Source organism: Thermogemmatispora tikiterensis (genome assembly GCF_003268475.1).
GTDB lineage: Bacteria > Chloroflexota > Ktedonobacteria > Ktedonobacterales > Ktedonobacteraceae > Thermogemmatispora > Thermogemmatispora tikiterensis.
In genome coordinates this window covers 2,748,448-2,775,420 of record NZ_MCIF01000002.1, presented here as the reverse complement: position 1 = coordinate 2,775,420, position 26,973 = coordinate 2,748,448, and the positions used below count along the sequence as shown (strand labels likewise).

The 26,973-nt window shown below is 58.6% G+C and carries 22 protein-coding genes and 1 pseudogene; 7 read left to right on the top strand and 16 right to left on the bottom strand.

Translation table 11 applies throughout. From position 1 onward, the window contains the following. From A4R35_RS24295 to A4R35_RS11205, 6 genes and pseudogenes are all read right to left on the bottom strand, one after another. Positions 1 to 343: pseudogene (locus tag A4R35_RS24295) on the bottom strand (ABC transporter substrate-binding protein); the annotation flags it as partial. A gap of 257 nt (positions 344 to 600) precedes the next feature. Next, entirely contained in the window at positions 601 to 1,473 is an 873-nt protein-coding gene (locus tag A4R35_RS11225) for an SAM-dependent methyltransferase (RefSeq protein WP_112429377.1), read from the bottom strand. A 289-nt stretch (positions 1,474 to 1,762) separates the two neighbouring features. Further along, complete coding sequence (locus tag A4R35_RS11220; RefSeq protein WP_146747190.1) at positions 1,763 to 1,993, bottom strand: hypothetical protein; 231 nt, start codon at positions 1,991 to 1,993, stop codon at positions 1,763 to 1,765. A 229-nt stretch (positions 1,994 to 2,222) separates the two neighbouring features. Continuing rightward, positions 2,223 to 3,113 carry an ABC transporter permease gene (locus tag A4R35_RS11215; protein WP_112429373.1) on the bottom strand — a complete coding sequence of 297 codons (891 nt, stop codon included), beginning with the start codon at positions 3,111 to 3,113 and terminating at the stop codon, positions 2,223 to 2,225. After that, entirely contained in the window at positions 3,110 to 3,901 is a 792-nt protein-coding gene (locus A4R35_RS11210) for an ABC transporter ATP-binding protein (protein ID WP_112429371.1), read from the bottom strand. The genes A4R35_RS11215 and A4R35_RS11210 overlap by 4 nt, the downstream gene beginning before the upstream one ends. Positions 3,902 to 4,272: 371 nt before the next feature. After that, positions 4,273 to 5,136, bottom strand: a complete 864-nt coding sequence (locus A4R35_RS11205) for a class I SAM-dependent methyltransferase (RefSeq protein ID WP_112429369.1) — start codon at positions 5,134 to 5,136, stop codon at positions 4,273 to 4,275. A gap of 523 nt (positions 5,137 to 5,659) precedes the next feature. On the opposite strand from A4R35_RS11205, the gene A4R35_RS11200 reads away from it, so the two are divergent. The 4 genes from A4R35_RS11200 to A4R35_RS11185 all read left to right on the top strand — a co-directional run bounded on the left by A4R35_RS11200 (position 5,660) and on the right by A4R35_RS11185 (position 9,768). Then, the gene (locus tag A4R35_RS11200; protein ID WP_112429367.1) at positions 5,660 to 6,166 is read left to right on the top strand and encodes a hypothetical protein; all 507 of its coding nucleotides are present in this window, start codon (positions 5,660 to 5,662) and stop codon (positions 6,164 to 6,166) included. A gap of 194 nt (positions 6,167 to 6,360) precedes the next feature. After that, on the top strand, positions 6,361 to 7,476 hold the full coding sequence (locus A4R35_RS11195; protein WP_112429365.1) for a methyl-accepting chemotaxis protein: 1,116 nt from the start codon (positions 6,361 to 6,363) through the stop codon (positions 7,474 to 7,476). A 302-nt stretch (positions 7,477 to 7,778) separates the two neighbouring features. Beyond that, on the top strand, positions 7,779 to 8,708 hold the full coding sequence (locus A4R35_RS11190; RefSeq protein WP_112429363.1) for a J domain-containing protein: 930 nt from the start codon (positions 7,779 to 7,781) through the stop codon (positions 8,706 to 8,708). Positions 8,709 to 8,814: 106 nt separating this feature from the next. After that, a complete protein-coding gene (locus A4R35_RS11185) occupies positions 8,815 to 9,768 on the top strand; it encodes a dihydrodipicolinate synthase family protein (protein WP_112429361.1) in 954 nt (317 codons plus the stop codon). A gap of 162 nt (positions 9,769 to 9,930) precedes the next feature. Here A4R35_RS11185 and A4R35_RS11180 read toward each other — a convergent pair whose 3' ends face one another. Beyond that, positions 9,931 to 10,839, bottom strand: a complete 909-nt coding sequence (locus A4R35_RS11180; RefSeq protein WP_146747189.1) for a zinc ribbon domain-containing protein — start codon at positions 10,837 to 10,839, stop codon at positions 9,931 to 9,933. A 386-nt stretch (positions 10,840 to 11,225) separates the two neighbouring features. Continuing rightward, entirely contained in the window at positions 11,226 to 12,047 is an 822-nt protein-coding gene (locus tag A4R35_RS11175; protein WP_146747188.1) for a hypothetical protein, read from the bottom strand. 612 nt (positions 12,048 to 12,659) lie between these two features. On the opposite strand from A4R35_RS11175, the gene A4R35_RS11170 reads away from it, so the two are divergent. Further along, entirely contained in the window at positions 12,660 to 14,795 is a 2,136-nt protein-coding gene (locus A4R35_RS11170; RefSeq protein ID WP_146747187.1) for a GAF domain-containing protein, read from the top strand. 133 nt (positions 14,796 to 14,928) lie between these two features. Continuing rightward, entirely contained in the window at positions 14,929 to 15,429 is a 501-nt protein-coding gene (locus A4R35_RS11165; protein WP_189361676.1) for a response regulator transcription factor, read from the top strand. On the opposite strand, the gene A4R35_RS11160 is transcribed toward A4R35_RS11165, so the two are convergent. The 3 genes from A4R35_RS11160 to A4R35_RS11150 form a co-directional block, all read right to left on the bottom strand. Continuing rightward, positions 15,426 to 16,580 (bottom strand): serine/threonine-protein kinase, encoded by a 1,155-nt coding sequence (locus tag A4R35_RS11160; RefSeq protein ID WP_112429351.1) that lies wholly within the window; start codon positions 16,578 to 16,580, stop codon positions 15,426 to 15,428. The two genes, A4R35_RS11165 and A4R35_RS11160, sit on opposite strands and share 4 nt — an antisense overlap. Positions 16,581 to 16,838: 258 nt before the next feature. Next, entirely contained in the window at positions 16,839 to 18,167 is a 1,329-nt protein-coding gene (locus A4R35_RS11155; RefSeq protein WP_112429349.1) for an FHA domain-containing protein, read from the bottom strand. A 107-nt stretch (positions 18,168 to 18,274) separates the two neighbouring features. Next, entirely contained in the window at positions 18,275 to 19,489 is a 1,215-nt protein-coding gene (locus tag A4R35_RS11150) for a protein kinase domain-containing protein (RefSeq protein ID WP_112429347.1), read from the bottom strand. Positions 19,490 to 19,872: 383 nt separating this feature from the next. Between A4R35_RS11150 and A4R35_RS11145 the strand changes: the two genes are divergently transcribed. After that, positions 19,873 to 20,691 carry a TIGR01458 family HAD-type hydrolase gene (locus A4R35_RS11145; RefSeq protein WP_189361674.1) on the top strand — a complete coding sequence of 273 codons (819 nt, stop codon included), beginning with the start codon at positions 19,873 to 19,875 and terminating at the stop codon, positions 20,689 to 20,691. A 39-nt stretch (positions 20,692 to 20,730) separates the two neighbouring features. Here A4R35_RS11145 and A4R35_RS11140 read toward each other — a convergent pair whose 3' ends face one another. From A4R35_RS11140 to A4R35_RS11120, 5 genes are all read right to left on the bottom strand, one after another. After that, positions 20,731 to 22,017 carry an FHA domain-containing serine/threonine-protein kinase gene (locus A4R35_RS11140; RefSeq protein ID WP_189361672.1) on the bottom strand — a complete coding sequence of 429 codons (1,287 nt, stop codon included), beginning with the start codon at positions 22,015 to 22,017 and terminating at the stop codon, positions 20,731 to 20,733. Positions 22,018 to 22,089: 72 nt separating this feature from the next. Further along, entirely contained in the window at positions 22,090 to 23,406 is a 1,317-nt protein-coding gene (locus tag A4R35_RS11135; RefSeq protein ID WP_112429341.1) for a glycosyltransferase 87 family protein, read from the bottom strand. Positions 23,407 to 23,414: 8 nt separating this feature from the next. Beyond that, on the bottom strand, positions 23,415 to 24,566 hold the full coding sequence (locus tag A4R35_RS11130) for a glycosyltransferase family 4 protein (RefSeq protein WP_112429339.1): 1,152 nt from the start codon (positions 24,564 to 24,566) through the stop codon (positions 23,415 to 23,417). A 4-nt stretch (positions 24,567 to 24,570) separates the two neighbouring features. After that, positions 24,571 to 25,737: a glycosyltransferase family 4 protein gene (locus tag A4R35_RS11125; protein WP_112429337.1), complete on the bottom strand. Its 1,167-nt coding sequence runs from the start codon at positions 25,735 to 25,737 to the stop codon at positions 24,571 to 24,573. Next, on the bottom strand, positions 25,721 to 26,911 hold the full coding sequence (locus A4R35_RS11120; RefSeq protein ID WP_112429335.1) for a glycosyltransferase family 4 protein: 1,191 nt from the start codon (positions 26,909 to 26,911) through the stop codon (positions 25,721 to 25,723). The genes A4R35_RS11125 and A4R35_RS11120 overlap by 17 nt, the downstream gene beginning before the upstream one ends. Between the last annotated feature and the right edge of the window lie 62 nt (positions 26,912 to 26,973).

Sequence of the window (26,973 nt, the reverse complement as noted above, 5' to 3'; positions counted from 1 at the left end):
GGTCAGCATCGATGCGTGAAACGAGGAAGGCTTCGGTAACCAGGCCGCCGATGGCGACGTCGATGGCCCCGGAGTGGATGGCCTCAGCCATCTGGGGGCTGGTTGGCTCAGTCTGGAAGGGGACGGGATAGACGGTGAGGCCCTGAGCCTGGAAATAGCCTTTGTCGAGAGCGACGAAGTCGGGCAGGAAGGAGCTGGAGAAGGCATCGATGGCCACCTTCAGCTTCATATCGTCGCTGGCGCTGCTAGCCCCCAAATTCAAGTTGCAGCCACTGAGCATGACGCTTATCAAAACGAGCAGGCTCAAGGCGGACCAGAAAAATCTGGTTCCAAAGGATTGCATAACTCTCTTTATCCTCCGGTATCAGGATTCCCGAGTTTGACCTCGGCTATCGGTTAATGAAGTGAGCAAAGTCTAGCCCAAGCCTCTCTCGACCTGCCGGTCTAAGAAACCGACTTGTCCAGACCTTGCTCCCAGCCCTGGGCTGTATGCTCGCGGCCAGGTAACAGGCTGTTTCAGCTGCCTGCTCCAACTGGAAGACTCGCTCCGCTCGTCAAGCGGGCTGGCTACCTGATTTGGAGCTAGTCTCCAGGCCAGCCTTACTCTCCGGTGCGAGTACCTTCTTTCCTCGCCGTAACAAATAGATGATAAAGGTTCAGCAACTCGGGTGTCAGCTCTTCTTTGGGAATAAAAGGAAAGACAGGTCGATCGTACTCGAGCGCTTTGTAGACGCTATAGACGACGGTCGCCTGCCAGCCATAAGAGCCAAGCAGAGATACAGGGTCGTCGATAGCGCCGAGCCAGGGAGAGCCTAGGCTGGCGACCAGCTTCGTGCGTACCTCCAGCAAAGGAGACTTGAGCATAGCGCTGTGTACAGAATCGAAGCCAAGCCAGCTGCCGGGGGCTGTCAGATTGCTAACCTGGCTAAGGAAGTTCCTGATTTGTTCTTCTGAGAGGTAGAACAGTAACCCTTCTACCAGCCAAATCGCTGGGAGGTTGGGATCATAGCCGGCCTGCACGAGAGCGTCCGGCCATTCTGAAGCTGCCAGATCAACGGCCAGGCTGCGTCGATCGCACAGGGGGCGGGCGCCGTGCCTCTGCAAGACCTCCTCTTTGTACTCAAGGACCATTGGCTGATCCAGCTCGAAGAAGCGTGTACCCTCCGGCCATTCCATACGGAAGGCACGGGTATCTAGTCCTGCGGCAGGGAGGACGATCTGCCTGATGTCTTCCTCATGTACCAGTTGATCTAAGCAGTCGTCGAAGAAACGTGTGCGGACAATAATAGGTGCCCCGTGATCCTTAATCAGGAGCCGGCGTCTTTCCCCTTCCTCGGTAGCCAGGACGGCAGCCCAGGGATCATTGAAGAGGCGATCCGGTCGTCGGCTCTCGAAAGCGCGGACGGCTGCGGTCATAAAAGCGCTTGGGCCAATAAGCTCCTTGGGCGTTGGCGAATAAGCTGTCTCGGACATCAATGAGGTCTCCTTTTCTCCTCAAGAAAAATTCAGGCGCTCGAACGCCGGCAGAGGGTGATTGCCTACCATCCGATCAACCACTCAGCCGGACATAAGCAGCTCGAAAGTAGATCCTTCAACCCTTCATCTGCAGCCTTTGGTCATGGTGCCCTGCTCTGGCAGAAGAGCAGCTTCTGGATGAGCATTTCGGACACGACGGACTTGAAGATGAAACTGGGTCACTTCAGATCGGAAAGCGGAACCGTAGCAGTGAGCGGTCAAGACCTGCTCCTCTACTCCCATTGTTCTATACACTGGGCCTGAAGCCTTGCAGTGCCTGGACAGCAGTCTGATTATCTACGAGCTGCTGATAAGGCGGAGCGCTAGTAATCAGACCTGCTTTGATATCGAAAGCTACCACTACGTCATAGGCATGTTCATCGGCAACTGGCGTAGCTGGATAAGCATGTTGCAGAACCTCCTTGTCCGCTGCTATTGTCTTATCATCAACCTGGGTATCCTTTTGCAAAATCTGCATCGCCTGATCCGGGCACTTTTGAATGAAGGCCAGAGCCATTGCGTCAGTAGCAACCCGTACTCTGGGCCGAGCCACAGCTAGCGAAGTCCACCGCAGCTATTACGAACGCCAGAGCCGCACAAAGCCCGCGGTATGTCAGAGAAGATCGCTTCATTGCCTCTCTCCGATCGGCAGGGAGGCGTGCTCAGCAGCTCCCGGGAGAAAAGCGACGTCTTCCCCACGCTGTTTCTCAGGATTGATCAGAGCTGCTGAGTTTGAGGCCTGCCTTCCAATGGGAAGTCTTTCGATCGATGAGGTTCACGATCGCATTCAGCAGTCCTGCAATGAGTGTCAGGACCAGCAGCGCGGCAAAGATGCCGGCGGCATTAAAGGATTCGCCGGACGACTGGATCAGATAGCCGATGCCGTGGTTGGCCCCAATCTGCTCTGCCACAATGGCTCCGATCAAGGCATAGGGAATGGCCACATGCAGGCCGGTCAGCACTGAACCAGTAGCCGAAGGAAGGATCACCTTGAAGATCACGTCGCGCTGCCGTCCTCCCATCAGGCGCACCGCATCGACCAGGTGCTGATCGACATTACGCACGCCGTTGAGGGTATTCAAGAAAATCAGGAAGAAGACCGTCACCGCTGCCAGCACGACCTTCATTGGGATCTCGATCCCCAACCAGAGAATGAAGAGCGGTGCCAGGGCAATCTTTGGGATACTATTCAGCGCAATGATGAACGGGTTAAAGATCCGCTCCAGTGTCGGCTGCAGGCCGAAAAGAAATCCCAAGAGCAAACCGCTCACGATGCCGAAGAGCAAGCCGAGCAGCGTCTCCTCCAGGGTCACAGCGGTATTAATGATAAGCGTACTCTCATACCAGGGGTCTCCGTCGCTGAGCCAGGTGATAGTCTGGCGGAGAATGGCCAGCGGGTTGCTTAGAAAGGAAGAATCAAGGATCGTCCCCGAAGCGAATTGCCAGAAGAGCAGGACGCCTACCACTAGCAGCAGGCGGGACCCGTAGATCAACCATTGCTGACGCTGCTTGCGCTGCTGGGCCTGTTTGACCAAAGCTGAAGGTCCAACAAGAACAGACCTCGACGGCTCTGACCGGAACTGGTTCACCAGGCTCATAACTTTACCTCCTGCCTCTGCACTTGCAGACGGGACTCCATGAGGGCATCCCAGAGGCGCCGGTGCAGGTTGGTAAACTCCGGACGAAAGCGGATGTGGAAGGCATCTCGTGGACGCGGCAAGGTAATCGGCTCGTCTGCGATGATGTGGCCTCCCGTGCCGAGGACCACCACACGATCACCCAAGATAATGGCCTCCTCCAGATCATGCGTCACAAAAAGCACGCTGGAGCGCTGCCTGGACCAGAGCGAGAGCAACTCATTTTGCAGCTCCAGACGCAACTGAGCATCGAGCGCTCCGAATGGCTCATCCATCAAAAGCGTTTCAGGCAGGGTGACCAGCATTCGAGCCAGGCTGGCCCGGCGCAACATGCCGCCCGAAAGCTCGTGAGGATAGAGCTTCTCGAAACCTTCCAGTCCGACCAGGCGAATGAACTCGGCAGCGCGCCGGCGCCGCTCCGAAGCAGCGATCCCCCTGATCTCCAGAGGCATTTCGACATTACGCTCGACCGTTCTCCAGGGCATCAGGGTGTCTTTCTGAGTCAAGTAACCCACTTCCAGTCGGGGCCCACTGATGGGAACCCCCTTGTAGTAGACCGTTCCGGAATCGGGTGGCAGCAGGCCAGCGACGATATTGAGGAGCGTCGTCTTGCCGCAGCCGCTGGGGCCGGCGAGCACGACAAAGCTCCCGCTCTCGATTTCAAGATTCACATTGTGCAAAACTACTATCTCTCGATCATTCCGAATGAATGACTTACTAAGCTGTTCTATATGTATGACGATGCTCATTGAGCTACTCCTTTAGAACCTGGAAGAGTGGCAAGTATAGCTAGCGTGCGCTCTCCAGGCCAGGCACCCTTGTGCCCTTGCATGACCCTTGGCCACAACGGTCGACATCTAGGGCCAGCGTCCTGATAAGTCGCTGAGCCTGCGACAGAGCAGACCGGTGGCTGTCGATCTCATCCTGTCTATCTGGTCTGGACTGATTGCATGGCACCCCGTGGCCAGTGACAGGGCAAGCAGTAACGCGAGCTTTTCCTCTCCTCATGAAGTGGAAGTTCCAGTCTTCTGCTGGGCCGTGCCCTCTGGCCACTCGTAGAGGCTGAGCAGAGGTTGGCGAGCGAGCTTACTACTCCTTCCTTGCTTATCCTTTCTTTTCTTTATAGTCTTAGTGGCTCCTCTGAAGGCAGGCGTTTGGCGGTAACGAGCATGTGATAAAGCTTCTCGGTCTCAGCGTTGAGAGCCTCGGGGGCAATGAAAGGAAAGATCGCTCGTCCATACTCGTACCCTTTGCGTGCGTTGGGCACAAAGCTGGCCTGCCAGCCAAAGGAGGCCAGGAGTGCGACCGGGTCATCGATGGCCCCGATCCAGGGAGCCCTATTCTTCTTTGTGAGCTGGATGCGAGAGCTGGTCAGGGGAGAAGAGAGCATCGCGCTGTGGATCGCATCGAAGCCGAGCCAGCTCCCTGGGGCTGCCAGGCGGCTCAGGCGGGCGAGCAGCTGGCGAGTCTGCTCCAGGGGAAGGTAGAAGAAGAGTCCTTCTACGAGCCAGACCGAAGGAAGCGCCAGCTGGAAGCCAGCCTGCTGCAGCTGGTTTTCCCAATTGGAGGAGGTCAGGTCGACGGCCAGAATCGTGCGTTGGCAGCGTGGCTGAGCCTGATGGACCTGAAGCCGGGCCTCCTTATAAAGGACCACTGCGGGTAAGTCAAGCTCGAAGAAACGGGTAGCTGGGGGCCAGGTGAGACGGAAAGCTCGCGTATCGAGTCCGGCGGCGAGGAGCACGATCTGACGCAGCCCCTCCTCGTGAGTCAAGCGTTGTAGCCACTCATCGAAATAGTGTGTACGTACAACGATCGAGGCGCCCCGATCTTCCCCTTTCTCGAGAATACTGAATCCCTCACGGCTGGCCAACAAAGCGGCCCAAGGATCGTCGAAGAGACGATCTGGTCGCTGGCTCTCGACGGCGCGTGCTGCCGCTGTCAGGAAGGCGGTCACGCTGATGCGCTGGTGTGTCGAATCAAGCATATCTATCACAGGGTTCTCCCAGTGTGTCGTTTCTGCCACAATCTAGAGATAATAGTCTCTATTGCCAGAAACAAGGAAATTTGTATAGTGAGAAAGGCTTAATAAGCGCTGTCACATATTTAGCCGTTAGCATCACCGGGAGGCCCTCAATGGAAGAGCTTATTCTGACTGAAGAGCTTGACTTATATCTTTCACTGGATCTATGATATAAAGCCCTGTCAATACCTCACTGGGTAGAAGGCCCCAAAGAACCGGGCATCTCTATCTATGAAAGGATAGTACCTTCTAAGGATTTATGCAATATTTGCCCGGCATTTTTATATAATCTTAATATTTGAGGATGCCATCATCTGTTAAAATAACTAAGCGAGGAGTCGGCTCTGTGGGAAGAACCCTATACGCAGCACCAGGAAGCGGTTACCGTCTTTCCCCGAATTGTGGAGCTCTGTGAATCGAAGAAGGTCAGGAGCCTGATTGTGCCAGGCTCCTGGCTCCTTGTTTGCAACAGGAAGAGCCTTGATCGATGTATCGCCTGGACTTTGAGACAATGAAACAGGTCATGCGCGAACATCGCAAAACCGGACTCCTCTATGCCGATCTCCCCTCGGGAGTCCCGGGGATGCCGGAGCCATGCCGTGTTGAGATCATTCTACGTGCAGGGCAGATTGTTTCCTGCTTCTTCGTTGGCAAGAGTGGGAGGCGTCTGAAAGAGGAAGACGCTTCGCCAAAGCTCGCACGCCTGGGAAAGCTCGACTGGACTTTTATCCCTCAAGAGGAAGTTCCCATTGAGTCGCATGCTGTGTCCGGGCAGGTGAGAAACACGCCCACAGGGCCTTCAGCTTTCCCGCAGCGCCTGCTGCATCTGGAACAGTGGCAGATGGTTGGCTGGTCGCGCATGCATCGCATGGTCTTTGCTCTCGCTGACGGAACCCGTTCTGTCGAGAAAATCGCTGAGATTCTCTCGACCTCTCCCGAGGCGGTGCGTGCTGTTCTGCGTGATCTCCAGGCGATCGGTGTGATCCGCCTGTAGCGCCGTGAGAGGGAGATCTCGCGATTAGCTGAGCTGGCACTGCCAGGCACAAAGACGCAGCCTCCTAAGCAGAGATGGCTTTCTGGGAGAAAGGTGCCTGATGCGCTTTTCTTTCCCAATGCATATTTCCTTGCTGGTTGCCCAGCTATTCAGTTCTACCTGTCTTGCGAAAACAAGGAAGGAAAGGCTTCCCTATGAAAAGGATCACCGTTGCTGATCTCGATACCCAGAGTACTGATGCGGAAGTGCCCAGTTATCTGGCCTCCGACCACCGTGAGAATCGCTGGCTGCGTTGGTGGTATCGGCTGGCCTCACCGGCGATGCCGCCGGCCTCGGCCTCCTTCCAGCGTCGCGAACTCTTCCGGCGCGGGCGGACTGGCAGTCAGATCCTGCCCGCCCTTTACCTTCTGCTCATTGTAGCTCTTCCTGCTGGCTTTCTCGGCACCAATTTCTACCTGGTGCCCATCGTCATCGCCTGTTTCTTTATGCTGGTTATTGCGACGGTTCTGAACCGTCTTGGCTTTGTCAATGCGGCCGGCTTCGTTGTGGTTTTGACCTTTATGTTCTTCCCCATCGCCGATATTGTGACCACCCCTGGCGGTATCAACATGATGGATCTGCCGGTTTTTGGCATGCTGATCCTTCCATTGGTCTGTGCAGTCTCCTTCCTGGCCCCCTGGTGGGTGTTCGTAGTTGCTCTGATCAACTGTCTCTTTACCTTCTTTGCCCTGACCCAGCTCCCCCAAACACCCGAGCTGATGGGTATGCTTGAAATCAACTTCACCGGCATCATTAGTCCTATCCTCATCAGCCAGATAATCATCTCGGTCGTGGCCTATGTCTGGGTTAGCAGCACAGTACACGCTCTGGCACGTGCCGACCGCGCGGAAGAGATCGCTCGTCTGGAACATGACCTGGCCCTGCAGGCTGAGGCCGCTGCCCGGCAGAAGGAGCAGCTGGAAAACAGCATTCAGAAAATCGTGGAGACCCATACCCGGGTGGCCAACGGTGACTACAGCGCTCGCGTTCCGCTAACAGGCGACAATGTACTCTGGCAGATCTCTGGCTCCCTCAATAACTTGCTGGCTCGCATGCAACGCTTGCATCAAGACTCTGCTGAACTGCAGAAGATGAAACAGGGATTCTATCAGCTGCGCGAGGAAAACAGACGTTTGCGGGAGGCCGTGCTGGCCCTTCAGCAGCTGCGCGAGGATGAGGGTCGCTCGCGGGGAGCCTCGTCCACTCTCTCGCAGTTTTCGCCCGACGATCCCAGAAAGCTGATGTGGAACACCGGCGAAGAGCGCTTCTGAAGGCTGCCTTGCCTCTGACCAGGACTGGATTCTCCTCCCGTTGTTTACCTGCTATCTCTTGCGGCCCTTGGTCCTGTGTCACCTGAGGCGGCATGAAGACTGGCTTGATAGCGCCTGCCCCGGCTGATGCTCGTTGGACGCAACTGCGCTCAGATCCTCTCTGGGTCAGGTCGGCCTGGGTCGGCCTTCTGAAACTGAAACAAAGGCATGGCTCAGGCGTATCTTCTCTGTGGTATCATACGTACCGTTAGTAAAAAACCGGGCGGCATGCTCCACGAGCTGGATGCTGAGATGGGCACCCGATGAGTTCTTTTGTCGACTACTATGCTGTGTTGGGGGTAGAGGCCGGCGCCTCTCCCGCTGAGATCAAGGCTGCTTTCAAAAAGTTGGCGCTTCGCTATCATCCTGATGTCTATAAGGGCGAGGATGCTGAGGAGCGCATGCGTCTGATTCTGGAGGCCTATCAGACGCTCAGCGATGCTGAACTAAGGCGAGCTTACGATGAGCGTCGCCGGCAACAGCTTGGCCTGGCAAGAGCCGATCACTCTCCGCATGCGGAGAGTGAAGGCTCCAGCTCTGCTAAAGCGGCTAAAGCTGAGGTTTCCCCGCAGGCCCGTCGCGATCGCCAACGCCATTATGATTTCCCCGCGCTGGATGGCCCGGCGACCATCTATCTAGGCCAGATCATCTATAGTCTGGACGCTAAGCAGGCGGCCACCTTGAGAGAGCAGGGGCTGCTGCGCGGCAGCGTCAGCGGTGGCCAGGCGCGCAAAGATGGGGCGCTCCACCTGCGGCTCTCGACGGCTGTAGGGGCACCAGAGGGTGATGTTTGCCATTGCCATCGCTGTCACCATCGCTGGTCTGCTCCCGCGGGAGTAGTATCGGCTCCAGCTCAGAAAGTGGCCTGTCCACGTTGTCAGGCCTATGACTGGGCGGAATATCTGCTATTGCGCTGTGTTCACTGTCGGGCTGTCTTCGAGAGTGAGCAGATTCGCTATGAGATCGGCGGCTATCGCTACGGTGGGGGCAGACTCTGTCAACCCTACGAGCTTTTTCCGCTCTGCCCTTATTGCGCCCGTCCTCAATGGTGTCCTGCTGAGGATGCGCGCCTTGAGCGGGAGCGCGCAGCGGCAGCGCGACGGCGTGGTCTCTCTTTTCTCCTGGCGCTGGTCTTCCTTCTCGCGGTGGTTGCGGCACTGAGCTTCATGGCGCTGACCACTCTCATCCACTAAGGGGGGCCGACCTGGCTCTGGTTGCTGCATGCTCCGAGCCTCTTCCTCCCCGCCGCCCAAGGGATTCGGCCAGTAGTGTATGGCCTAGCAGAGGGAAAGAAGAGACATGTCTGCCTTGCATTTACAGGGGATTTATCCGCCGGTTCCGACGTTCTTCACTCCCGACGAGGAGCTTGACCTGGCGACGCTGGAGGGCCACCTCCGCTGGCTGGCCGAGAGCGATATCGCCGGTTATGTGGTTCTTGGCTCGAATGGAGAAGCGCCCCACTTGACCAGCGAGGAGCGCGAACAGGTCATTCGCACGGCACGTCAAGTCATTGACCAGCTGGACCACCCAAAAGAGATAGCTCATCCCCGACTCCAGTTGCTTGCCGGCTGTGGAGAGCAGTCGACGCGGGCTACCATCGCTGGCTGTGAGCGAGCGGCTCGAGCGGGGGCCGATGCTGTGCTAGTGCTACCCCCTTTCTATTTCCGTGGGCGGATGACTGGAGCAGCGCTGCTGGCGCATTATCGGGCAGTCGCTAACTATTCTCCCCTGCCCGTTGTGATTTACAATATGCCAGCCAATACGGCAGGTCTGGACATAGAGGCGTCACTGATTTGCCGTCTGGCCGAGGAACACCCCAATATCATCGGCCTCAAAGATAGCGCTGGCAACATTGCCAAGCTGGCTCAGATCGTTGACCAGCTGGATGCCAGCCGTCCCGATTTCGCTGTGTTAGCTGGCAGCGCTGGCTTTCTGCTACCGGCGCTGGCTGTCGGAGCGCGGGGAGGAGTACCGGCCTTGGCCAACGTTCTGCCACAGCAGGTTTGTCGCGTCCAGACTCTTTTTGCTTCCGGCTGTCTCGAAGAGGCCCGCCGCCTACAAGCTCGCCTGGTAGCACTCAATGCCCTACTGACCACAACCTACAGTGTAGCCGGGCTCAAGGCCGCCCTGCAGCTGCTCAGGGGCTATGGAGGCCAGCCACGCTCGCCGGTCTTGCCCCTGGACGGACAGGAACTCGCCCAGCTGAGGGCCGCCCTGGCTCCTTTTGTCAGCGAAGGCCTATCCAACGACTAGCCATTCTCCTCGCCGGACTCAGGTTGAGGAGCGGAACCGCAGGCGTACACTTCTCCGCTGCTGCTGATTGGCTGGACAGAGCAGCCAGGCTCACGGGCGGGAGGTGCGCTACTCGCTCGGCAGATCGAGCGCTGTAGCGGCCCACGCCCGTCTGAGCCCGAGTTAGCTGCTCTCCTCGACAGTGAAGGTGGCCACCTGGGCGAGTTGAGCGTCGCTGCAGTCAGAGGTCGTGCACCAGTAGATCTCGACCGCTCCCTGACCAGCCAGGTTGTAATAGCCAGCGAAGTAACCTGCGTCGTAGCTTGGTTTCACCTGCAATACTTTATTATCAAAGGCGTGTACATTATTAAGATACCATTTAGCTACCATGTAGCCACTACTGCCACTTTTTATCTCAAAAGCGGCATAAATGGTTTGGTGCGTTTTAAAGGTTGAGGTTAGATGAGTTGGCGTTACATCGTTCACCTGATCGGCCATCTGTATCTTAGTGACGATGGCACTGGCCGAGGTAGCAATGGGCGAACCGGATGGTGAGGGACCTTGCTGGTTAGAGGGGGCCGAGGTGGTAGGAGCCACGGTGGTCGTTGGAGTCAGCAGGCTACTGGCTGTGCCCTCCTCTGCCGAAACTGTCGCAGCGATAGCGGTGGCAGTCGCATTAATACTGCTAACGACACTATTAGAAGCATTACGTGCTATAATGAAGAAACCGCCACAGCAGGCAGCGACGATGACCAGCAGCACCGCGCCGACGATGAGCAGCACCTTGCCGAGGTTGCTCTTGCGTGGTGGAGTAGGAGGTGGGCCGTAGGGGCCTGGGCCGCCAGGTACATAGGGTCCTACGGGGGAAGGACTATAGGGATCGGTAGGCATGCCTGACGGGCCATAGGGAGAACTCCCCTGGGGGCCGTAGTTAGTAGCCGGCGGCGGAGGGGGAGTCCCCTGGGATGGAATAGCGGCCACAGTAGGGTCATAGGGGGTCTGGCTAGCAAGGTTATAGGGTGTAGGATTGCCACAGACCGGGCACGAGGCGGCTCCTGTAGGGAGCGCTGCCCCGCAACGATTGCATTGCATGGGAAAACCTCCTCACTCAAGTAGACCAGCAGCCGGTGGGCGTTCATCAGGACCAAAGCTGTACCGTGGTCCAGGAACCGCTGAGACGCTGGAGACGCCCGCCTGGGGCATTCCTTCTCCCGACTTTAGCCTGACCCTGGCCTGCCTCTCTGCTCACCGTCCCTGCTACTTTCCCTTTTCGGCTCACCCCCCGGCCTGGCTTGCTGCTCTCTCACTATAACACGCGTCATCGCGGCTGCCAGGTGGCTGCTTCCAGCCACCTTTAGAGAAAACGCTGGCAAGGGGATCATTTTGCGACGGATTTACTCCTTGCCGAATCAGAGGCAGGTGAGAGGCCGGCCACCACACCAAGTTACCGGGGCAGGGCTTCCGAGCAAAGCAACCAGTCATCCAGCCACAACCGTAAAGGTAACGTGCTGGGCCAGGACGCGGTCCGTGCATTGCGTTGTGCTTGCCCAATAGAGATCAACGCTTCCTGTCCCAGGCTGACCATAAATGGCATAGGAGTAGCCAGTTTGGCTGTAGGGCCTGACAGGGAAAGCAAAGTTAGTCACACTATTCCCATTGAGATACCAGTAAACGCAGACAGCACCTGCCTGCCCATGTGGATGGAGAGCAAAAGTGACGTAGATGGCTTGATTGGTCTTAAAAGTTGTTGTCACCTGGCTAGGCTGGCCCGTCTGTGTATTGACGGCACTGGCCAGCTGGGGCTGATCAATATAAGCCTGGCCGGGCAGCGCTGTCGTGGAAGGGGAGGCGGTAGCGCTGGCCAGCGGTGTAGCCGGGCCGTTACGGCTTGCCGTGGCGCTCACTGCGTTCTGCAAACTGGTGCTGCCTCCGGTGGGGTTTATCACCATATTGGTGGCCATGAACCAGACAAAGAGCAGGATAATGGCAGCCGTCACCAGGCAAGCGGCTGAAGTGAAGAAGCCCAGGCGCACATGGCTGGGACGATAAGAAGGAGCAGTGAAGGCTGTGCCCGCCGTGGCTGGAGTAGCAGGCGAGAACTCCTGCGGGGACGTACCTTGCTGAAGTGGAGTCCCGGGGAGCCAGAGCGGCGTTTGTGGTTGGGGCGGTTGTTGTACCAGCTGGGGCTGGAAGACAGTGGTTGGGCTGGCGGGATCGACGTCGTTCCAGTCTCCACCTCCTGGCGGCAGCGGAGTTGGCTGAGGAGCCGGCCCGGGCTGAGGCCAGCTCGGGAAGGGCATTTGTTGAACAGAAGTTGGGACTGACCCTGCGCTGCCAGGCTGGGCCTGGGGCATAGGGGTCGGGACAGTTCCCCATTGGTATTCAAAGGGCGCTGCCCAATCAGGGGCCAGAGACGATGATGATGGGGGGACCTGGCCCAGGACAGAGCCACAGCGGGGGCAGCGGCTATCTGTCCAGGTTGGCGAGAGTGACAGGCCGCAGTGCGAGCACCTTCTCATCGGTTGTTTCTCCCATACATGCTCACGAGTGATCTCAGCGTTATTTCCCGTTACTTTTTTAGTAACGGTCGAAGGATGAACCAGCGGGCGGCTCTTCCCCTGAAAAGGCTATCAAAGACAGGCCGTGGGAAGGCCCGCTGGAGGGAAAAGCCTGGAGAAGACCAGACAGCTATATACTGGCCGCTATCTATGATATAATGTGGTTCAAGTTCGTAGCGGTCGCTGCTGAAGTACCACGGGCAGAGGATAGCACATCTCTCTGAAGCAGAAAGGTCGGATAAGACATCTGGCCTGGTTGACCTGAGAATATCTGGTCCTCGCCCTCAGAGGAAAGGGCGCATCTTCCATCCGTGGCTTGCAAGAGAGGCAGTAACCAGAACAGGGTGACAGGACGTGTCGCAACAGTGTGAAGTGGAGCAGGTGCTTGGTCAACACCTCTCACGGTTACAGATATGCTTACAACGTGCCTCCGGCGCAAGCTCTGGTCCCGAAGAAGGGAGCGATGCCTGGCTGTTCTTGCAGGCGCTAGTGGGAGAAGATGAAACCGGGCTGCAGAGTCGCTTTGAGCGCTCGGGGCGCTGGCTGGCGGAGCAGGGGGGGAGATTAGATGCCCGCCTGGAAGCCATGCAGGTCTATATCGATGCCCTCAGCGAGGAGTTGCAGGCTATTTTTACTGACCAGCCCCAGTTGCTGGCCGCAGCGCTGGCACGCCTTTACCGGCTCCAGTCGACCTGCTCGCTGGCGCTGACTCATGGCTATCAGGAGGCGGTCAGCCAGATTGCTGACGAACAGCGGCGCGCCTTGGAGCGCAATAGCCGGCGTCTCCTGGCTCTGCAGCGCATCAACGGCATTAACAACTCCAGCATGGATCTTGATCAGACGCTGGAGTTGACGGCGCGCATTGTGGCGGAGGAGCTACAGGTCTCGCTGTGCGCGATCTTCTTTTACGACGAGTTGCAGCGCTTGCTAACGCTGCGGGCGACCAATGGCCCGCGCCCGCTTGGGGGCATGCATTTCACCTTACGTCTGGGTGAGGGATACAGTGGCTGGGTGGCTGATAAAGGCCATCCCCTGTTGGTTCGCGACGTCATGGGCGACCCGAACTTTGCCGCTGAGGCCACCACCTACGATACAGAGTATCACGGCTTGATGGCACTCCCGATTATCTTCTTCGGCTCAGTTGAGCGCCTGATTGGGGTCATCAGCGTGCAGTCGGAGGAGCCGCGTGACTTCACGCCCGACGAGATCAACTTTCTCGAGGTGGTAGCGGGGATCATTGCCATCAATGTCGAAAATGGGCGCCTCTACGAGCAAACCGATGAGCAGCTGCGGCGCAAGGTTCACGAGCTGGCGACTATTCACCGTGTCACCACTGTCATTGCGCGCACCTTGAATCTCGACGAAGTGTTGCAGATGATCACCACTCAGGCGGTGCATCTCAGCGGCGCCGAGCGCTCATGTATCTTTGAGCTGGATGCCGAGACGCAGACACTGCACATTCTGGCCCACTATGGCTTGGGCGGCAGCCAGATCCAGCAGGCACGTGTCAAAGTAGGCGAGTGCTGCGCAGGGCGTGCCGTCCAGACGGGGCGCCCGATTATGCTCGTCGACTGTTTCCAGCAGGATGAGAAATGTTTTCTGCGCGCTGACCCCTTCATTTCGTCTGAGATCCACTCGGTTCTTTGTGTGCCACTGGAAGTAAAAAGGAAAGTTTTGGGATGTATCTGTATCTATAGTAGCCACAGGCATCTGCTAAGCCCTGAGCAGATGCAGCTGGTGGTGACCTTTGCGAATGAGGCCGCCATTGCTATTGAGAATGCGCGCCTCTATGAGGAGACGCGGCGCGGTCTGGAGCTGAAGTCGATGCTCTTGCGCGAGCTGCACCACCGGGTCAAGAACAACCTGGCCACAGTGGCCGGCATTCTCTCACTACAGCGCCGGCGGACACGCTCGCCCGAGGTTGGCAATACCCTGGCCGAGAGCGTCAATCGGGTCCAGGGACTGGCGGCCACCCACGATCTGCTGGCGCATGAGGATCTTAGTGAGGCGCGAGTTGATGATATTGCGCGCAAGATAGTTGGTGTAGCCAGCGCGAATCTCAGTCCACCGGATGCTCATATTACCTTTAAGGTTGAGCCGTGTCCGATCGTGATTCCCTCTCGGGCGGTCACGATTCTGGCCCTGGTGCTCAATGAGATGGTCTCGAATGCCATTAAGCATGGCATGGCTGATCTGACCGAGGGAACGGTGTTGGTGCGGGGACGTGAGGAGGAAGGCATGGTTGTGGTCGAGGTCATTGATACGGGGAGAGGGCCGAAGAAGCCCCTGGAGGAAGAAGAAAGCGGTGAGGGGCTGGGCCTCTCGCTGATTCGCAATTTGCTTGCTGATCTGCGTGGGCGCTTCAGTCTACGGCGTGTGACCGAGCTTGATCCGCCGGCTAACACGCCTGGCCTCAAGCCGATCTGTGGAGGCTATACGGTGGCGGAGGTGCGCTTCCCCTTGACACGCACGCATGCTCTCGCCTCGTAAGTCGCGTAAGCCGCGCAGGTAAGCTGGCTTATTGTCTTGTCTTGTGCCAGGCTGGTCTTTCCATCAAAGGATGCTGGCCGTGGCTCCTCATGGGCCTTTTCTGGCTGCCCCGCGGTTGGGAGAAGGTGATGACATGTCTGTTCAAGAGCGAAAGCCGAAAATTCTCATTGTTGAGGATGACGAAGCTATTCTTCATGTCCTCAGTCTTTTTCTGTCCTATGCTCACTTCGAGGTACGTGGGGCGCGCAGTGGGAAGGAGGCAATGGAGCTGGTGCCCAGCTTTGGCCCTCAGCTGATCGTGCTCGATCTAAACATGCGGCCTATCTCTGGCTGGGAGGTACTGCATTGGCTGCGAGCCAACAAGTTTAGTCCCCCCATTCGTGTCCTGGTATTGACCGCCTCAACTCGCCTGAGCGAGCAGGTGCGCGGCCTGGAGGAGGGGGCTGTCGACTATTTGACCAAGCCGACACAGCCGAGTGTTCTGGTTGAGCGCATTCGCAGTATTCTGGCCATGAGCGACGAAGCGCTGCTTTCGCTGCTCCAGAAGCGTCTGCTGCAGCAGCGGCGTGTTCTGGAGCAGCTTATTCAGCCTGGCAAAGATGAAAAGGTGAATGTTTCTATCAAGGTGCATTAAACAGGGACGGTGGAAAGAGCGTGTCCACAGGCGGTACAGAAGCGGGTACTGGCCAGGTGGATACGCCCGCAGCCAGGGCACTGATTGATCGGGCAGCCGCAGCGAGTACAGTAGCGCATGTGGGGTTTATTGAGATGCTGGCAATTTGGGCAGAGATAGCCAGTTGTACGTGGTTGGGCGGCTCCGGGCGCGACAGACTGGCCCGCTGAAGCGGCTGGGGCTGCCTGAGCAAGCTGAGGAGCCGCTGAGGCGAAGCGCTCCCTTGGATAGGCTGGTTGATAAGCTGGCAATCGACCAGTAGCGTGGAGAGCCAGATCGAGAGCATCGGCCAGCTCGCTGGCTCGTTGGTAGCGCTGGGCAGGGTCCTTCATCAGGGCCGTCAAGATCACTCGTTCCACCGGAGGGGGGAGAGTGGGATTAAAGCGGCTTGGTGGAGATGGTGGCTCGTAGAGGTGGCTGTGAGCCAGAGCTGGATAGTTATCGCCAATGAAGGGCGTGCGTCCGGTCAGAGCCTCATAGAGCATCACGCCCAGTGCATAGATATCGGCTCGTCCATCGATCTGCCCGCCCATACATTGTTCCGGGGACATATATTCAGGGGTGCCGACGCCGGCGCCCGGGCGTGTCAGCTGTTCATGGCTGCTTGCCAGGACCTTAGCGATGCCGAAGTCTGAGAGGATAGGGCGGCCTGAGCGATCCATCAGCACATTGACAGGTTTGACATCGCGGTGAATAATGCCCTGGTCGTGGGCATAGCTGAGGGCATCGGCAAGCTGGCGAAAGATGTGCGCTGCCTCAGCCAGGTCCATCGTCTTCCCCTGGGCGCGGAGCTGGTCGAGCCGCTGCTTCAACGTTCCCCCGTCGACCAATTGCATGACGATGTAGAGCAGCCCGTTATACTCGCTGGCGTCGTGGACTGTCACGATATTGGGATGAGAGAGGCGAGCGACCAGACGGGCTTCGAGGTTAAAACGCTCGACGAAGCTGCGGTCTGCAGCGTACCAGGGCGGGAGCACCTTGATGGCGACCTCGCGATCCAGATTTTCCTGTCGGGCGCGGTAGACGCGGGCCATGCCGCCCTGGCCCAGCGGGGCCAGAATCCGATAGTTTCCGAGTGTTGCTCCGATCAGCTCATCGTGTTGTGGCTGCACAACTCACCCCATTGAGGAGGGCACCCTGGCGGCGGCTGCCGGGCCGAGAGGCCAGCAACCAGCCGTGGCATCCGAAGCGATGCGGCGCGGCGGGTGCCCGACCGATGTGACACACGTTCCGAGCCTGCCTGACCTGGTGAGAGGGAGGCAAACCCGGGGCCGAAGAACCGAACCAACAAGCCAAACCCAAGAATACCGAGCCAGACTGAACGAAGCCAGCCAGGCCAGGTGACAGTACGCTAAGCCACAGATCTGTCATCAACGTTTGGCGAAGACAAGCACGGTTTGCCCAAGCTGGATCTTATCCCCTTCCTGGAGCGGATAGGGCTGGTACTTGGTGATCATCTGGCCGTTCAGCCGGGTCCCGTTGGCACTCCCCTCATCCTTAAGGGCATAATTGCCATTGCCCATATTGATGATCGAGGCATGCAGGCGAGAGACGGCCAGATCCTCCAGGAAGATATCGCTTTCGCGACTGCGCCCGATGCTGAGCGAGTCCTTACGGATCTCGTAGACGCGACCGGCCTCTTTCCCTTCTTCAACGCGCAAGATACCGATCCGAGCCTGCGGTCCCGTCGTGCGCAGCATCGTCTTATCGGCTTCGGAGAAGGCGGCGGGTGCGACCTCCTGGGGTTGGCCGAACTGGCCGGGCTGGCCAGTGGGGCCGGCGGGAGCAAAGCCGGGCAGAGAGACGGGCTGTTGAGCCTGCTGGGGCTGCTGCCAGGGGTTGCTGGCGGGCGAAGCCGGGGCTGGTGTGGCAGGGACCTGCCCCATCATGCCAGCGCCTTGCGGGGGCTGCAGTCCCTGGCCCCAGGGCTGAGCGGGAGACGCGCTTTGGGACTGAGCCTGGGCCCAGGGATCGGCGGCAGCGGGTTGTCCTGTTTGCCCGCTCTGACCCCAGGCCGGCATCGCTGTTGGGCCAGAAGGCGGCTGTGGCTGCTGTGACAGACCCCAAGGTGCGGTGTTACCGCTCTGAGGGGCAGTCTGACCCCAGGGGTTCTGAGCCCCTGCTGGCTGCTGGCTCTCCCAAGGCGGGACTGGGCCGCCGGGTGGGACATTATCCCAACTGGCACCCGAGGAAGAAGGTGTGCCCTGGGGCTGAGCCTGCCCGGGGGGCATTCCCCAGGGAGCGCTTTGCGCTTGGGCGCCCCAGGGAGACATCGGCTGAGCTGGTTGCTGAGCCTGGGGCTGTGCGGACCAGGGCGCTGCCTGGGGCTGCGCTCCAGCGGCTCCTGCGCCACCCCATCCGCCTGGCTGCTGAGCCGGGCCCTGGGCGCCCCAGGGCGAGAACGGAGACTGCTGCTGAGGCTGGGCCATGCCCGGGCCAGGGCTTCCCCATCCGCCCGGCTGCTGTGACTGGGCTGGCTGGCCCCAGAGCTGATCGGGAGCGTTCCCCATCGCTTGCTGGCCCCATCCTCCTGGGGCGGCCTGGCGCTGCCACTCTGGTGCCTGAGCCTGGGCGGCGCTCGTCTCCTCATCGCGCTTCTTGCCGCTGCTGCGTATCAGCAAGATGGCCCCCACGATCAGGATGATAACGACGACCGCTGCAATGACGAGGATGAGCGGACTCGATAGTAGATTATGCATACTGGTTCACCCCTCCGAGTTGTAGGAGCTGCCTGGCCGATCCACATGTCCTGGCGGAGAAAGCGACCGCGTGGGCCGTCCCTACAACTGCAAAATAGCGTAATAGCTCAGCGCAGTTCAAAGCGAACCTCGACGCTGCCGAAGCGAAGAATATCTCCATCCTTGAGTACGTGCTCCTCATGCGGTGCAAGAACCACTCCATTTAAGCGGGTTTTATTGAGAGCGTTCAAGTCTTCAACGGTAAAAGTACCATGCTGATTGCGGATATAGGCATGCCGTCTGCCAACTGTCTTATCCATTAGATTAATCTCGGGGTAAATCCCCAGAATTGGATCGTGGCGACCGACGACCATTTGCTCACCGGTAAGAGGAAAGACCTGGCCCGTGGCGATGACGACCAGGCGAGCCTGTTTTTGAGGAGGTATGCGAGGAGGAGCGGCGCGCTCTCCCTCGGGAGGCTCGGCACGCTCATCAGCGCCTACCTCATGAACGCGCTGCTGTAGCTGCTCTAAGGCGGCCAGGAACTCCTGAGGAGTCTGATAGCGTTCTGCGGGCGCCTTGGCCATCGCCTTCTGGAAAAACTGGTCCATCTCCGCCGGCAGCTCTGGCCGCTGCCGGCAAATCGAGGGCACTTTCTCATTCATGTGCTTGATGACGATATCGACTGCTGTCTCACCCTCAAATGGCGGATGGCCGGTTAGCATTTCAAACAGGACGGTGGCGACCGAATAGAGATCCGAGCGGGTGTCTGCCGAGCGTCCGCTCTCGGCCTGCTCGGGCGCAATATAGTAAGGAGTGCCCATGAACATGTTTGAGCGGGTCAGGGTGACCGTCTCGCTGCTGCGTGCCAGCCCGAAGTCAGTGATTTTGACGACATCCTTCGTGTTAATGAGGATGTTCTGCGGCTTGATATCGCGATGGACCACACCATGCCGGTAGGCGACGTCCAGACCCTCGACAATCTGATGCGCGTAGTTGAGCGCTCGCGAGGGCTTCAGCGGCCCATAGGTGATCGTATGGTACTTGAGATTCTGCCCATCGATGTAGTCCATCACGATAAAGTGCATGTTATGATCTTCCCCATAGTCGATGATACGCACAATATGGGGATCGCTCAGGTGCAACAGGATGCGGGCCTCACGCTGAAAGCGGGCCAGCAGCTCGCTGTCTCCCGCCAGCTCGACATGCAGCACCTTGATGGCATAAATATGGTTGTTTTCGAGGTCACGAGCAACATAGACGGTGGCGAAGTTGCCCCGCCCTCTTTCGTCAATCAGTTTGTAGCGACCCTTGATGACACGCCCGATCATGTCACCGTCCATGGCGCAATCTCCTACTTAAAGGCTATTCCTCGCGGCTATTATAGCATCATTCCCTGTCTCGTGTCATTGGTACGTGGCTTTTTTCATTGCTCCCATCTCCGGGAACCTCTGCTGACAGGCCGGGCAAGATACGATAACAGGTTACTCTTCGAGTAAAAGCACCAGCACTTCTTGCTGCGCAGGCCAGGAACGCATATAGTGATAACGAAGGCTCTCCGGCGTTGCAGAGCCTCACGCTCAGGAGATCTGCGGCGAAGAGGCCATTTTCGAGGAAGAGAGTGTATGCACTCTCCACTGTAAAGAATGTCTGTTTTCTTATCAGTAGGGAGACTTCTACAGTGTCTAGCTTTATTTGATCAAGCCTGATGAGAAGGAGATGCCTGATGAGGACTGTCCGCGGTGTGCTGCTGGATATCGATGGGGTGCTGCATGTGAGTATGCGGCCAGTTGAAGGCGCTGCCGAAGCGCTGCGCTGGCTGGAGCAGCATGGTTATCGCTATGCTTTTGTAACCAATACGACGACAATGGCTCGCTCAACGCTGGCCCAGCGTCTCCAGGAGATCGGGCTGCCGGTCTCCGCTGAGCAGCTGATCACGGCTCCGATGGCCACCGCGGCCTATTTGCGCCGCGTCTATCCTGGCAAACGCTGCTGGCTGCTCAGCAAAGGCGATACTGCAGCTGATTTCGCGGGCATTGAGCTGGTTGATCCACTCAGGCCGGACGACGTGGAGAGGGAGGATATCGCTGCGGTAGTGATCGGTGGAGCCGAGGAGTTGCTTTCCTACGAGAATATGAATCGGGCCTTTCGTCTGCTGATGGCCGGCGCCGATCTGGTAGCCATGCACAAAAATCTCTACTGGCGCGTGAGCGATGGGCTGCGCCTCGATAGCGGGCCGTTCGTCTTCGCCCTGGAGCTGGCCTCTGGCAAACAGGCTGTGGTCATTGGGAAGCCAGAGCGGGCCTTCTTTGAGGAGGCCGTGCGCTTGCTGGGAACGGCGCCGGAAGAGACGCTGATGGTAGGCGACGATCTGGTCAACGACGTCCAGGGGGCCAGACGAGCTGGCCTGCGGGCACTGTTGGTCTGCACTGGCAAGCATGGGCCACATACGCCTCTGCTCAAGGAGAGCCGGCCTGAAGAGCGTCCCGAGGTGCTGCTGCCCTCGGTGGCGGCCTTGCCTGACTATCTTGCTGGCCAGGGCTGAAGCAGAGGGGACAGGCGAGCAAATGGGCCAATGAGCGAGCTAGCTCGCTGCCTCCTCTCCCTCCTTATCCGCCGTTGGAGCCTGGTGGCCGTTGATCAGCTCGAAGCGCATCTCAATATTGCCGAAACGCAGGATGTCGCCGTGATTGAGTGCTCGCTCTTCACCAGGCGGCAGAAAGCGGCCATTGAGACGGGTGCGATTGCGTGAGTGGAGGTCCTCAACGGTAAAGGTGCCCTGACGATTGCGGATGCAGGCATGGCGCCTTCCCACCATCTTGTCAGCCAGGCTGATATCGGGATAGAGATTGCGCACGGGATCACGTCGCCCGATAATCATCTCCTGGCTGGCCAATGGGAAGGCTTCCCCCGTGGCCAGGTGGACGAGTCGGGCTGCGGCTCGGGGCGCTGCTGTCTCGATCACTGTGCTTTGCTCGGGGAGGGCCAGCGGACCGGTTGAGGAGGGGGGCAGGCTGGCTGACTGGGGATGGCTGGCCATGACGCGGCGCAGGTTGTGCAGCGCCTCGATAAATTCCTGGGGCGTTTGATAGCGCTGCTCGGGTCGCTTGGCCAGGCCTTTTTGGAAAAACTGATCGACGATAAGAGGAAGATCGGGACGCAGCGGTCGTAGCGCTGGAATAGGCTCGTTTTTATGCTTGATAATGAGCTCCATCACGTTGTTGCCCCGATAGGGCGGTTTTCCTGCCAGCATCTCGAAAAGAATGGCCGCCAGCGAGTAAAGGTCAGAGCGAATGTCTGCCGCGTGGCCACTGTCGATCTGCTCAGGAGAAATGTAGTAGGCCGTGCCCATGAATTCGTCAGTCTCAGTGATCGTTGGGGTGTCCTTGGCGCGAGCCAGACCAAAATCTGTAATTTTTACTTCGCCCCGGTTATTCACCAGGATATTCTGTGGTTTGAGGTCACGGTGCACAATGCCGCGACAATGAGCCGCCTCTAGTCCAAGGGCAACCTGCTCAGCGTAGGCCAGGGCTGTTTCCAGGGGGAATGGACCGCGGCGCTGCATAATGGCGCGCAGGTTGTGACCATCGACATAATCCATAACAATAAAATGGACCTGTCCATCCCAGCCGTAGTCGATGACATGGACGATGTGGGGATCATCAATACCTAGCGGCAGCGAGGCTTCACGCTGGAAACGCTGTAAGATCTCCGTATTGCGCAGAAATTTCTCATGAAGCAGTTTCACAGCGTACAGATAGTTAGTTTCTAAATCACGAGCAATGTAGACTGAGCCAAAAGCTCCCTCTGCGATCTGGTCAATCAGCTTGTATCTTCCTTTGACTAAATAGCCGAGAAATGCGTCATCCATAGAAACAGCTCCTCCTCCTGACTGGCCTGACCACTCGAGCGACGCGACCATCGCTGCGTCTGTTTCACTATATCATAACGCCCGGTGGAGACCGAAGCCAAACTGACCAAGGGTGGCCGCGAGCACAAGGGCATTGCGCAGCAGAATAAGCTCGAAGAAGCCGGGCAGCGTCAGCGCGACCTGGGGCGCGCTAGACGGGTCGGCCAGGTGAGGATAGTAGAGAACATAGATTGAGCTTGTCAGCAGGCAGATGGCAAGCCAGATCAGCTGCCAGGAGCGAGCGCGGGCTGGGGTGGTACGACTCAGGGTAGAGCTCACAACCAGGGGAATGACCCAGAGGAGATATTGCGGACTAAAGACCTTCCCGGTGGTGATGAGCAGCAGCAAGAGAGCGAGCATACTCTCCCAGAGGTCGAAGGCACCTTTGTATTGCAACCAGAGCGTAAGCAAGAGGCCGATACAGAGCAGGCCCGTCAGGAGGAGACTCACGGCGGGCGCCAGGGGACTGGCAACGTTGAGGGAGCCGTAGCTGAAGAGGAGCTGCAGCGGTTGGCCGGCGCCAACCAGGCTGCTCAGCCAGAGCAGGCTCGCGGCCAGCGATTCGATCTGGGGAGGGCGCTGACTGAAGTAACGCAGCGGCTCCAGCAGCGCACCCTCGGGATTGAACAAGGCGAAGAAAGTGCTGACCATTACCACGGTTGCTGCGAAGAGCAGCAGATGGCGCCAGCGCCAGGAGGCAATCTTCTTCAGCGGCTGCTGACCAGCGTTGAGGTGCTGCTGCTCGGCCAGAAAGAGCACTGGCAGGCCCAGCAGGGGATAGAGCTTGAGGAGCGTGCCGCTTGCCAGGGCGAGGTAGGCCAGTGTCCACCGCTCACGCTGGGCTGCCAGCAGACAGACCAGAACGCAGAGGGAAGGCAGCAGATCATAGCGTACCTGAAGGAGAGGTCCTCCTCCCAAGAAGAGCAGCAGTGCACCGCCCAGGGCTGCCTCCGGTGAGACGAAGCGATACAGAAGCCATAGCAAAACGGAGGAGATAGTGAGCATCAGCAGAGCAAAGGTCAGGGTATAGTAAGGAGGTGGGACAAGCAGTGGAAGGGAGAAAGGCACAATTGTCAGCGGAGGATATTCCTGGGGCAGAATATGAAAGGGGGGTTGGACTCCGTGGAGCGGGAGGAAGGTGCACTGCTGCGCCGGAAGCCAACGCAGGGCTGTGCTGCCGAACCAGAACAGCAAGGCATAGCACTGATAACGTAGCAGGTCAGTTGGTGCCAGAAAGACCTGCCAGGCGCTCTCGACGAAGAGCGCAGTGCCAAGCAAGAAGAGCAGCCAGGGAGCTGGCCGCCGGCGCAGAACACGTGTCCAGAGGAGAGCGGAGCGTCGCATTGCCATCGGGCCACTCAAGAGACAGAGGTCGGCGTTGAGGCGGCAGCGTCGCGTTCAGCCAGCATCTCCAGAAAAACCTCGTACGTCTTGCGGGCGATTGCCTCCTGCGTATAATTCTGCAAGATATGCTGGCGGGCCTGGCGCGCCAGACGCTGATAGAGGTCCTGATCCTCAAGCAGGCGGCGCACGCACTCAGCCATAGCGCGGGCATCGCCCTCGGGGAAGATCAGGCCGCCATCGCCTACTGTCACAGGGATCTCGCCCGAACTAGAGCCTACCACGGGGACCTCACAGCACATGGCCTCAGCCATCGAACGCCCGAACTGCTCCATCCAGTTGGGGCGTGTCAGTGAAGGCTGCAGCAGCACATGCATCTTGCGCATTTCGTCGGACACCTTATAGCTTGGCAAGCTACCCAGGAAGGTCACGCGTTCGGCCACGCCCAGGCGCTGGGCCATGCGCTCCAACTCATCGCGCAAGGGTCCGTAGCCAATGAAGACCACGCGGCAGCACTCTGGCAGCATCGCCAGGGCTTCGATAATCAGCGGTACCCCCTTTTCCTCTTTCAGGCGGCCCACGTAGCCCAGGATAAACGGCTCTCCCGGTTGGTAGGGCCGGCGTTGAGGATCGGGATAGTGCAGGCTTGGCTCGGCCCCGAACTGGGCAATCAAATGAATCTTGCCCTTATAGCCCTTGCGGCGCAGTACCTCGCCTGCTGCCTTGTTGCAGGCCTGAGCGTGTTGGGCTTGGTGGTAGCAATACAGCTCAAATTGCCGGAAGGGAGGAGGATAGCGGCGATAAAGGTTTTGGAACGTCGAGAAAATGGGCAGCGCCCCATAGCGTCGAGCCAGGCGGATGGCCTGGTAGGTCGCGAAATTATACGGCTCCTCATCGATATGCACAATATCGGGGCGCACGCGGCGCATAATACTGCTGAGCTGAGGATAGTAGTGAATATGGAAATGGCCATTGAGCGCCATAGGCGTCACGATCAGCTCATAGCCCTCCAGGTAGACCCGTTCCAGCTCCTGCTTGCTGCCATCATCGGCCAGCCAATAAGGAGGGGTCACAGCGATCAGCTCGACACCGGGGCACTTAGCCAGCTCCTCCAGCTTACGGTGAGAAGTGCCGGCGACATAGGCCTTAGAGATCGTCAGAACGCGCATTGCACTAAGCTCTCTCCAGCGATAAAGCTGCTTCATAGGCGGCCAGCGTCTCGCTTGCGGTCCGTTGCCAGCTAAACTGCGTAGCGCGGCGCAGCGAGCGAGCGCGCAGGTCTGCCTCAAGTCTCATATCACTGAGAACAGCATACATTGCATCCACGAGGGAGTCCAGATCGGTAGGATCAACGCATAGAGCTGCGTCGCCTACGACCTCGGGCAGCGAAGTCCGATTCGAGCAGACCACGGGGGCGCCGCAGGCCATGGCCTCCAGAGGATCGAGGCCGAAGCCCTCATAGAGCGAGGGAAACACGAACAGGCCGGCGCCACTATAGAGAGCGGCCTTATCCTCATCACGCACGAAACGTACAATCACCTTATCGGCGATGCCCAGCTCGGCGGCCACCGGACGGGGATCGGGGAAGCGTGGGCCGCGCTGGCGGTCGGGATCGCCCGAAATCAAGAGGCGCAAATCTGGCTCGCCCAGGCGCTCGTAGACATGGGCAAAGGCGCGCACCAGCTGCGGAACATTCTTACGGACATCCAATCCCCCGAGGTAGAAGACATAGCGTTGATGCTCGGCCAGGCCGTAACGTGCGCGCGCTCTGGCCAGTTGCTCGGGGTCGTGCACCGGGCGATACTCCTCGCCGGCGGCCTCGTAGATCACGCGGATGCGCTCAGGAGGCAGCTTCAGCGTTTCGACGATATCGCGCTTGGCATGCTCGGAGACCGTAATAATCAGGGTAGCGCGCCGCACTGTGTAGGAGATGAGTCGCATATAGGCCTCGATCCTGGCCCCGGCACGATAAATGGGCATATGCCAGGGAATCACATCGTGCACCGTGACGATGACTGGCATGGAGGCCCGCCACGGCGGCGCGAAGTAGGGAATATGGAGCAGATCAACGCCGTGGCGTCGGGCCGCGCGTGGTGAGGTCATCTGCTCCCAGAGCAGTTTTTCAATATTCTCGCTCCGGGCCAATAGAGAGGGGACGGGAACCGTGACGTAGCGCATTTGGGAAGGAGGAGTGAACGGCAAAGGCTCGGGGCGGGGTCCCAGAAGGACATACTCATGGCGCTGATCAAGCGTGGTCAAGGCCCTGAGCAGGTGCAGCAGATATTGGCCACTCCCGCTGGCGGGGTGGCGGAAGAAGAGCGCATTAATGCCGATCCGCATAGGAAGCCTCCAGCGTAGTGAAGTCCGTGAGGCCCTCGTAGAGCTTCTGATAGACCAGGAGCATTTTACGTGCCGAGGCTTCCCAGGTATAGCGTTTCGCCTGCTCAAAGCCCTTCTGCCGCAGCTCTTCACAGAGCTGCTGGTCTGCGAGCAGGCGCGTGATCGCGGAAGCCAGGGCCTCGACATCATAAGGATCGACCTTGAGGGCGGCCTCGCCAACCACCTCGGGCAGCGAAGAGGTGTTCGAGGTGACCACGGGGGCGCCGCAGGCCAAAGCCTCCAGGGCGGGCATACCGAAGCCTTCATAGAAGGAAGGGTAGGCGAAGACATCGGCCATGCTATAGAGCATCACCAGGTCGAGGGTGCTCACATGCCCCAGAAAACGCACCTTCTCCGTCAGACCCAGGCGGACCACTTCCTGCTCGGTCTCCTCATAAAGCCAGCCCGGGCCACCGACGATGACCAACATTTTCGGGCGCGGCTTGTGTTTCAGGGCCTGATGGAAAGCGCGGATCAGACCCAGATGGTTCTTGCGCGGCTCCTTGGTCCCCACCGTCAAGACGAAAGGGTGTTTCAGGCCATACTTATAGCGTGTGGCCTCCAGCAGCACAGGATCGGTCACGCGCCGGAAGGCCCGACCTACCCCAGGGGAGATAATGGCCATCTTTTCGGGAGGGGTTCCCAGATACTTCGTGAGCGTGTGAGCCGAAGCCTGAGAGACCGTGGCGACCACATCAGCGGTGCGAGCCGCGCGAGGGACCACCTCGCGCAGGTAGGCGGCCAGTGAAGGAACAGCGTACTGGGGATACTCCAGGAACGCCAGGTCATGGATAGTCACCACGGTTCTTGGACGGCGGCCAAAGCGGCTGAAAGGCGGCAGGACAAAGTCCGGACCGTGGTAGAGATCGACAGGGCCGGTGAACCAATTCGCGTAGGGAGGGAGCTGCCAGCGATACCAGATAATGTTGAGGTAGCGCTCAGGAATAGGAATACGCCGAATCGTCACATGCTCAGCTTGAGGGAAAGTACGTCCCTCCTGGGGGGGCTGGCTGCTCAACAGGACATAATGGTTCACCTGATCTTGAGCGAGCAGGGCCTCAACCAGGCAGCGGATATAGGTCCCGATGCCTGCCCCCTGCCTGATAGCCGTCGTGTAGTCAATAGCAATGCGCATAAAGACATCCCTGGCCTTTGTAGAAATCTTACCGATGGATTCAGCGCTGCTCGGCCCGTGGT

What these genes read in the sequence shown, in the direction of transcription:
- A4R35_RS11225 (WP_112429377.1), bottom strand. Translation starts at nt 1,473, where the DNA reads ATGTCCGAGACAGCTTATTCGCCAACGCCCAAGGAGCTTATTGGCCCA.
- A4R35_RS11220 (WP_146747190.1), bottom strand. Translation starts at nt 1,993, where the DNA reads ATGCAGATTTTGCAAAAGGATACCCAGGTTGATGATAAGACAATAGCA.
- A4R35_RS11215 (WP_112429373.1), bottom strand. Translation starts at nt 3,113, where the DNA reads ATGAGCCTGGTGAACCAGTTCCGGTCAGAGCCGTCGAGGTCTGTTCTT.
- A4R35_RS11210 (WP_112429371.1), bottom strand. Translation starts at nt 3,901, where the DNA reads ATGAGCATCGTCATACATATAGAACAGCTTAGTAAGTCATTCATTCGG.
- A4R35_RS11205 (WP_112429369.1), bottom strand. Translation starts at nt 5,136, where the DNA reads ATGCTTGATTCGACACACCAGCGCATCAGCGTGACCGCCTTCCTGACA.
- A4R35_RS11200 (WP_112429367.1), top strand. Translation starts at nt 5,660, where the DNA reads ATGTATCGCCTGGACTTTGAGACAATGAAACAGGTCATGCGCGAACAT.
- A4R35_RS11195 (WP_112429365.1), top strand. Translation starts at nt 6,361, where the DNA reads ATGAAAAGGATCACCGTTGCTGATCTCGATACCCAGAGTACTGATGCG.
- A4R35_RS11190 (WP_112429363.1), top strand. Translation starts at nt 7,779, where the DNA reads ATGAGTTCTTTTGTCGACTACTATGCTGTGTTGGGGGTAGAGGCCGGC.
- A4R35_RS11185 (WP_112429361.1), top strand. Translation starts at nt 8,815, where the DNA reads ATGTCTGCCTTGCATTTACAGGGGATTTATCCGCCGGTTCCGACGTTC.
- A4R35_RS11180 (WP_146747189.1), bottom strand. Translation starts at nt 10,839, where the DNA reads ATGCAATGCAATCGTTGCGGGGCAGCGCTCCCTACAGGAGCCGCCTCG.
- A4R35_RS11175 (WP_146747188.1), bottom strand. Translation starts at nt 12,047, where the DNA reads ATGCCCTTCCCGAGCTGGCCTCAGCCCGGGCCGGCTCCTCAGCCAACT.
- A4R35_RS11165 (WP_189361676.1), top strand. Translation starts at nt 14,929, where the DNA reads ATGTCTGTTCAAGAGCGAAAGCCGAAAATTCTCATTGTTGAGGATGAC.
- A4R35_RS11155 (WP_112429349.1), bottom strand. Translation starts at nt 18,167, where the DNA reads ATGCATAATCTACTATCGAGTCCGCTCATCCTCGTCATTGCAGCGGTC.
- A4R35_RS11150 (WP_112429347.1), bottom strand. Translation starts at nt 19,489, where the DNA reads ATGGACGGTGACATGATCGGGCGTGTCATCAAGGGTCGCTACAAACTG.
- A4R35_RS11145 (WP_189361674.1), top strand. Translation starts at nt 19,873, where the DNA reads ATGAGGACTGTCCGCGGTGTGCTGCTGGATATCGATGGGGTGCTGCAT.
- A4R35_RS11140 (WP_189361672.1), bottom strand. Translation starts at nt 22,017, where the DNA reads ATGGATGACGCATTTCTCGGCTATTTAGTCAAAGGAAGATACAAGCTG.
- A4R35_RS11135 (WP_112429341.1), bottom strand. Translation starts at nt 23,406, where the DNA reads ATGGCAATGCGACGCTCCGCTCTCCTCTGGACACGTGTTCTGCGCCGG.
- A4R35_RS11130 (WP_112429339.1), bottom strand. Translation starts at nt 24,566, where the DNA reads ATGCGCGTTCTGACGATCTCTAAGGCCTATGTCGCCGGCACTTCTCAC.
- A4R35_RS11125 (WP_112429337.1), bottom strand. Translation starts at nt 25,737, where the DNA reads ATGCGGATCGGCATTAATGCGCTCTTCTTCCGCCACCCCGCCAGCGGG.
- A4R35_RS11120 (WP_112429335.1), bottom strand. Translation starts at nt 26,911, where the DNA reads ATGCGCATTGCTATTGACTACACGACGGCTATCAGGCAGGGGGCAGGC.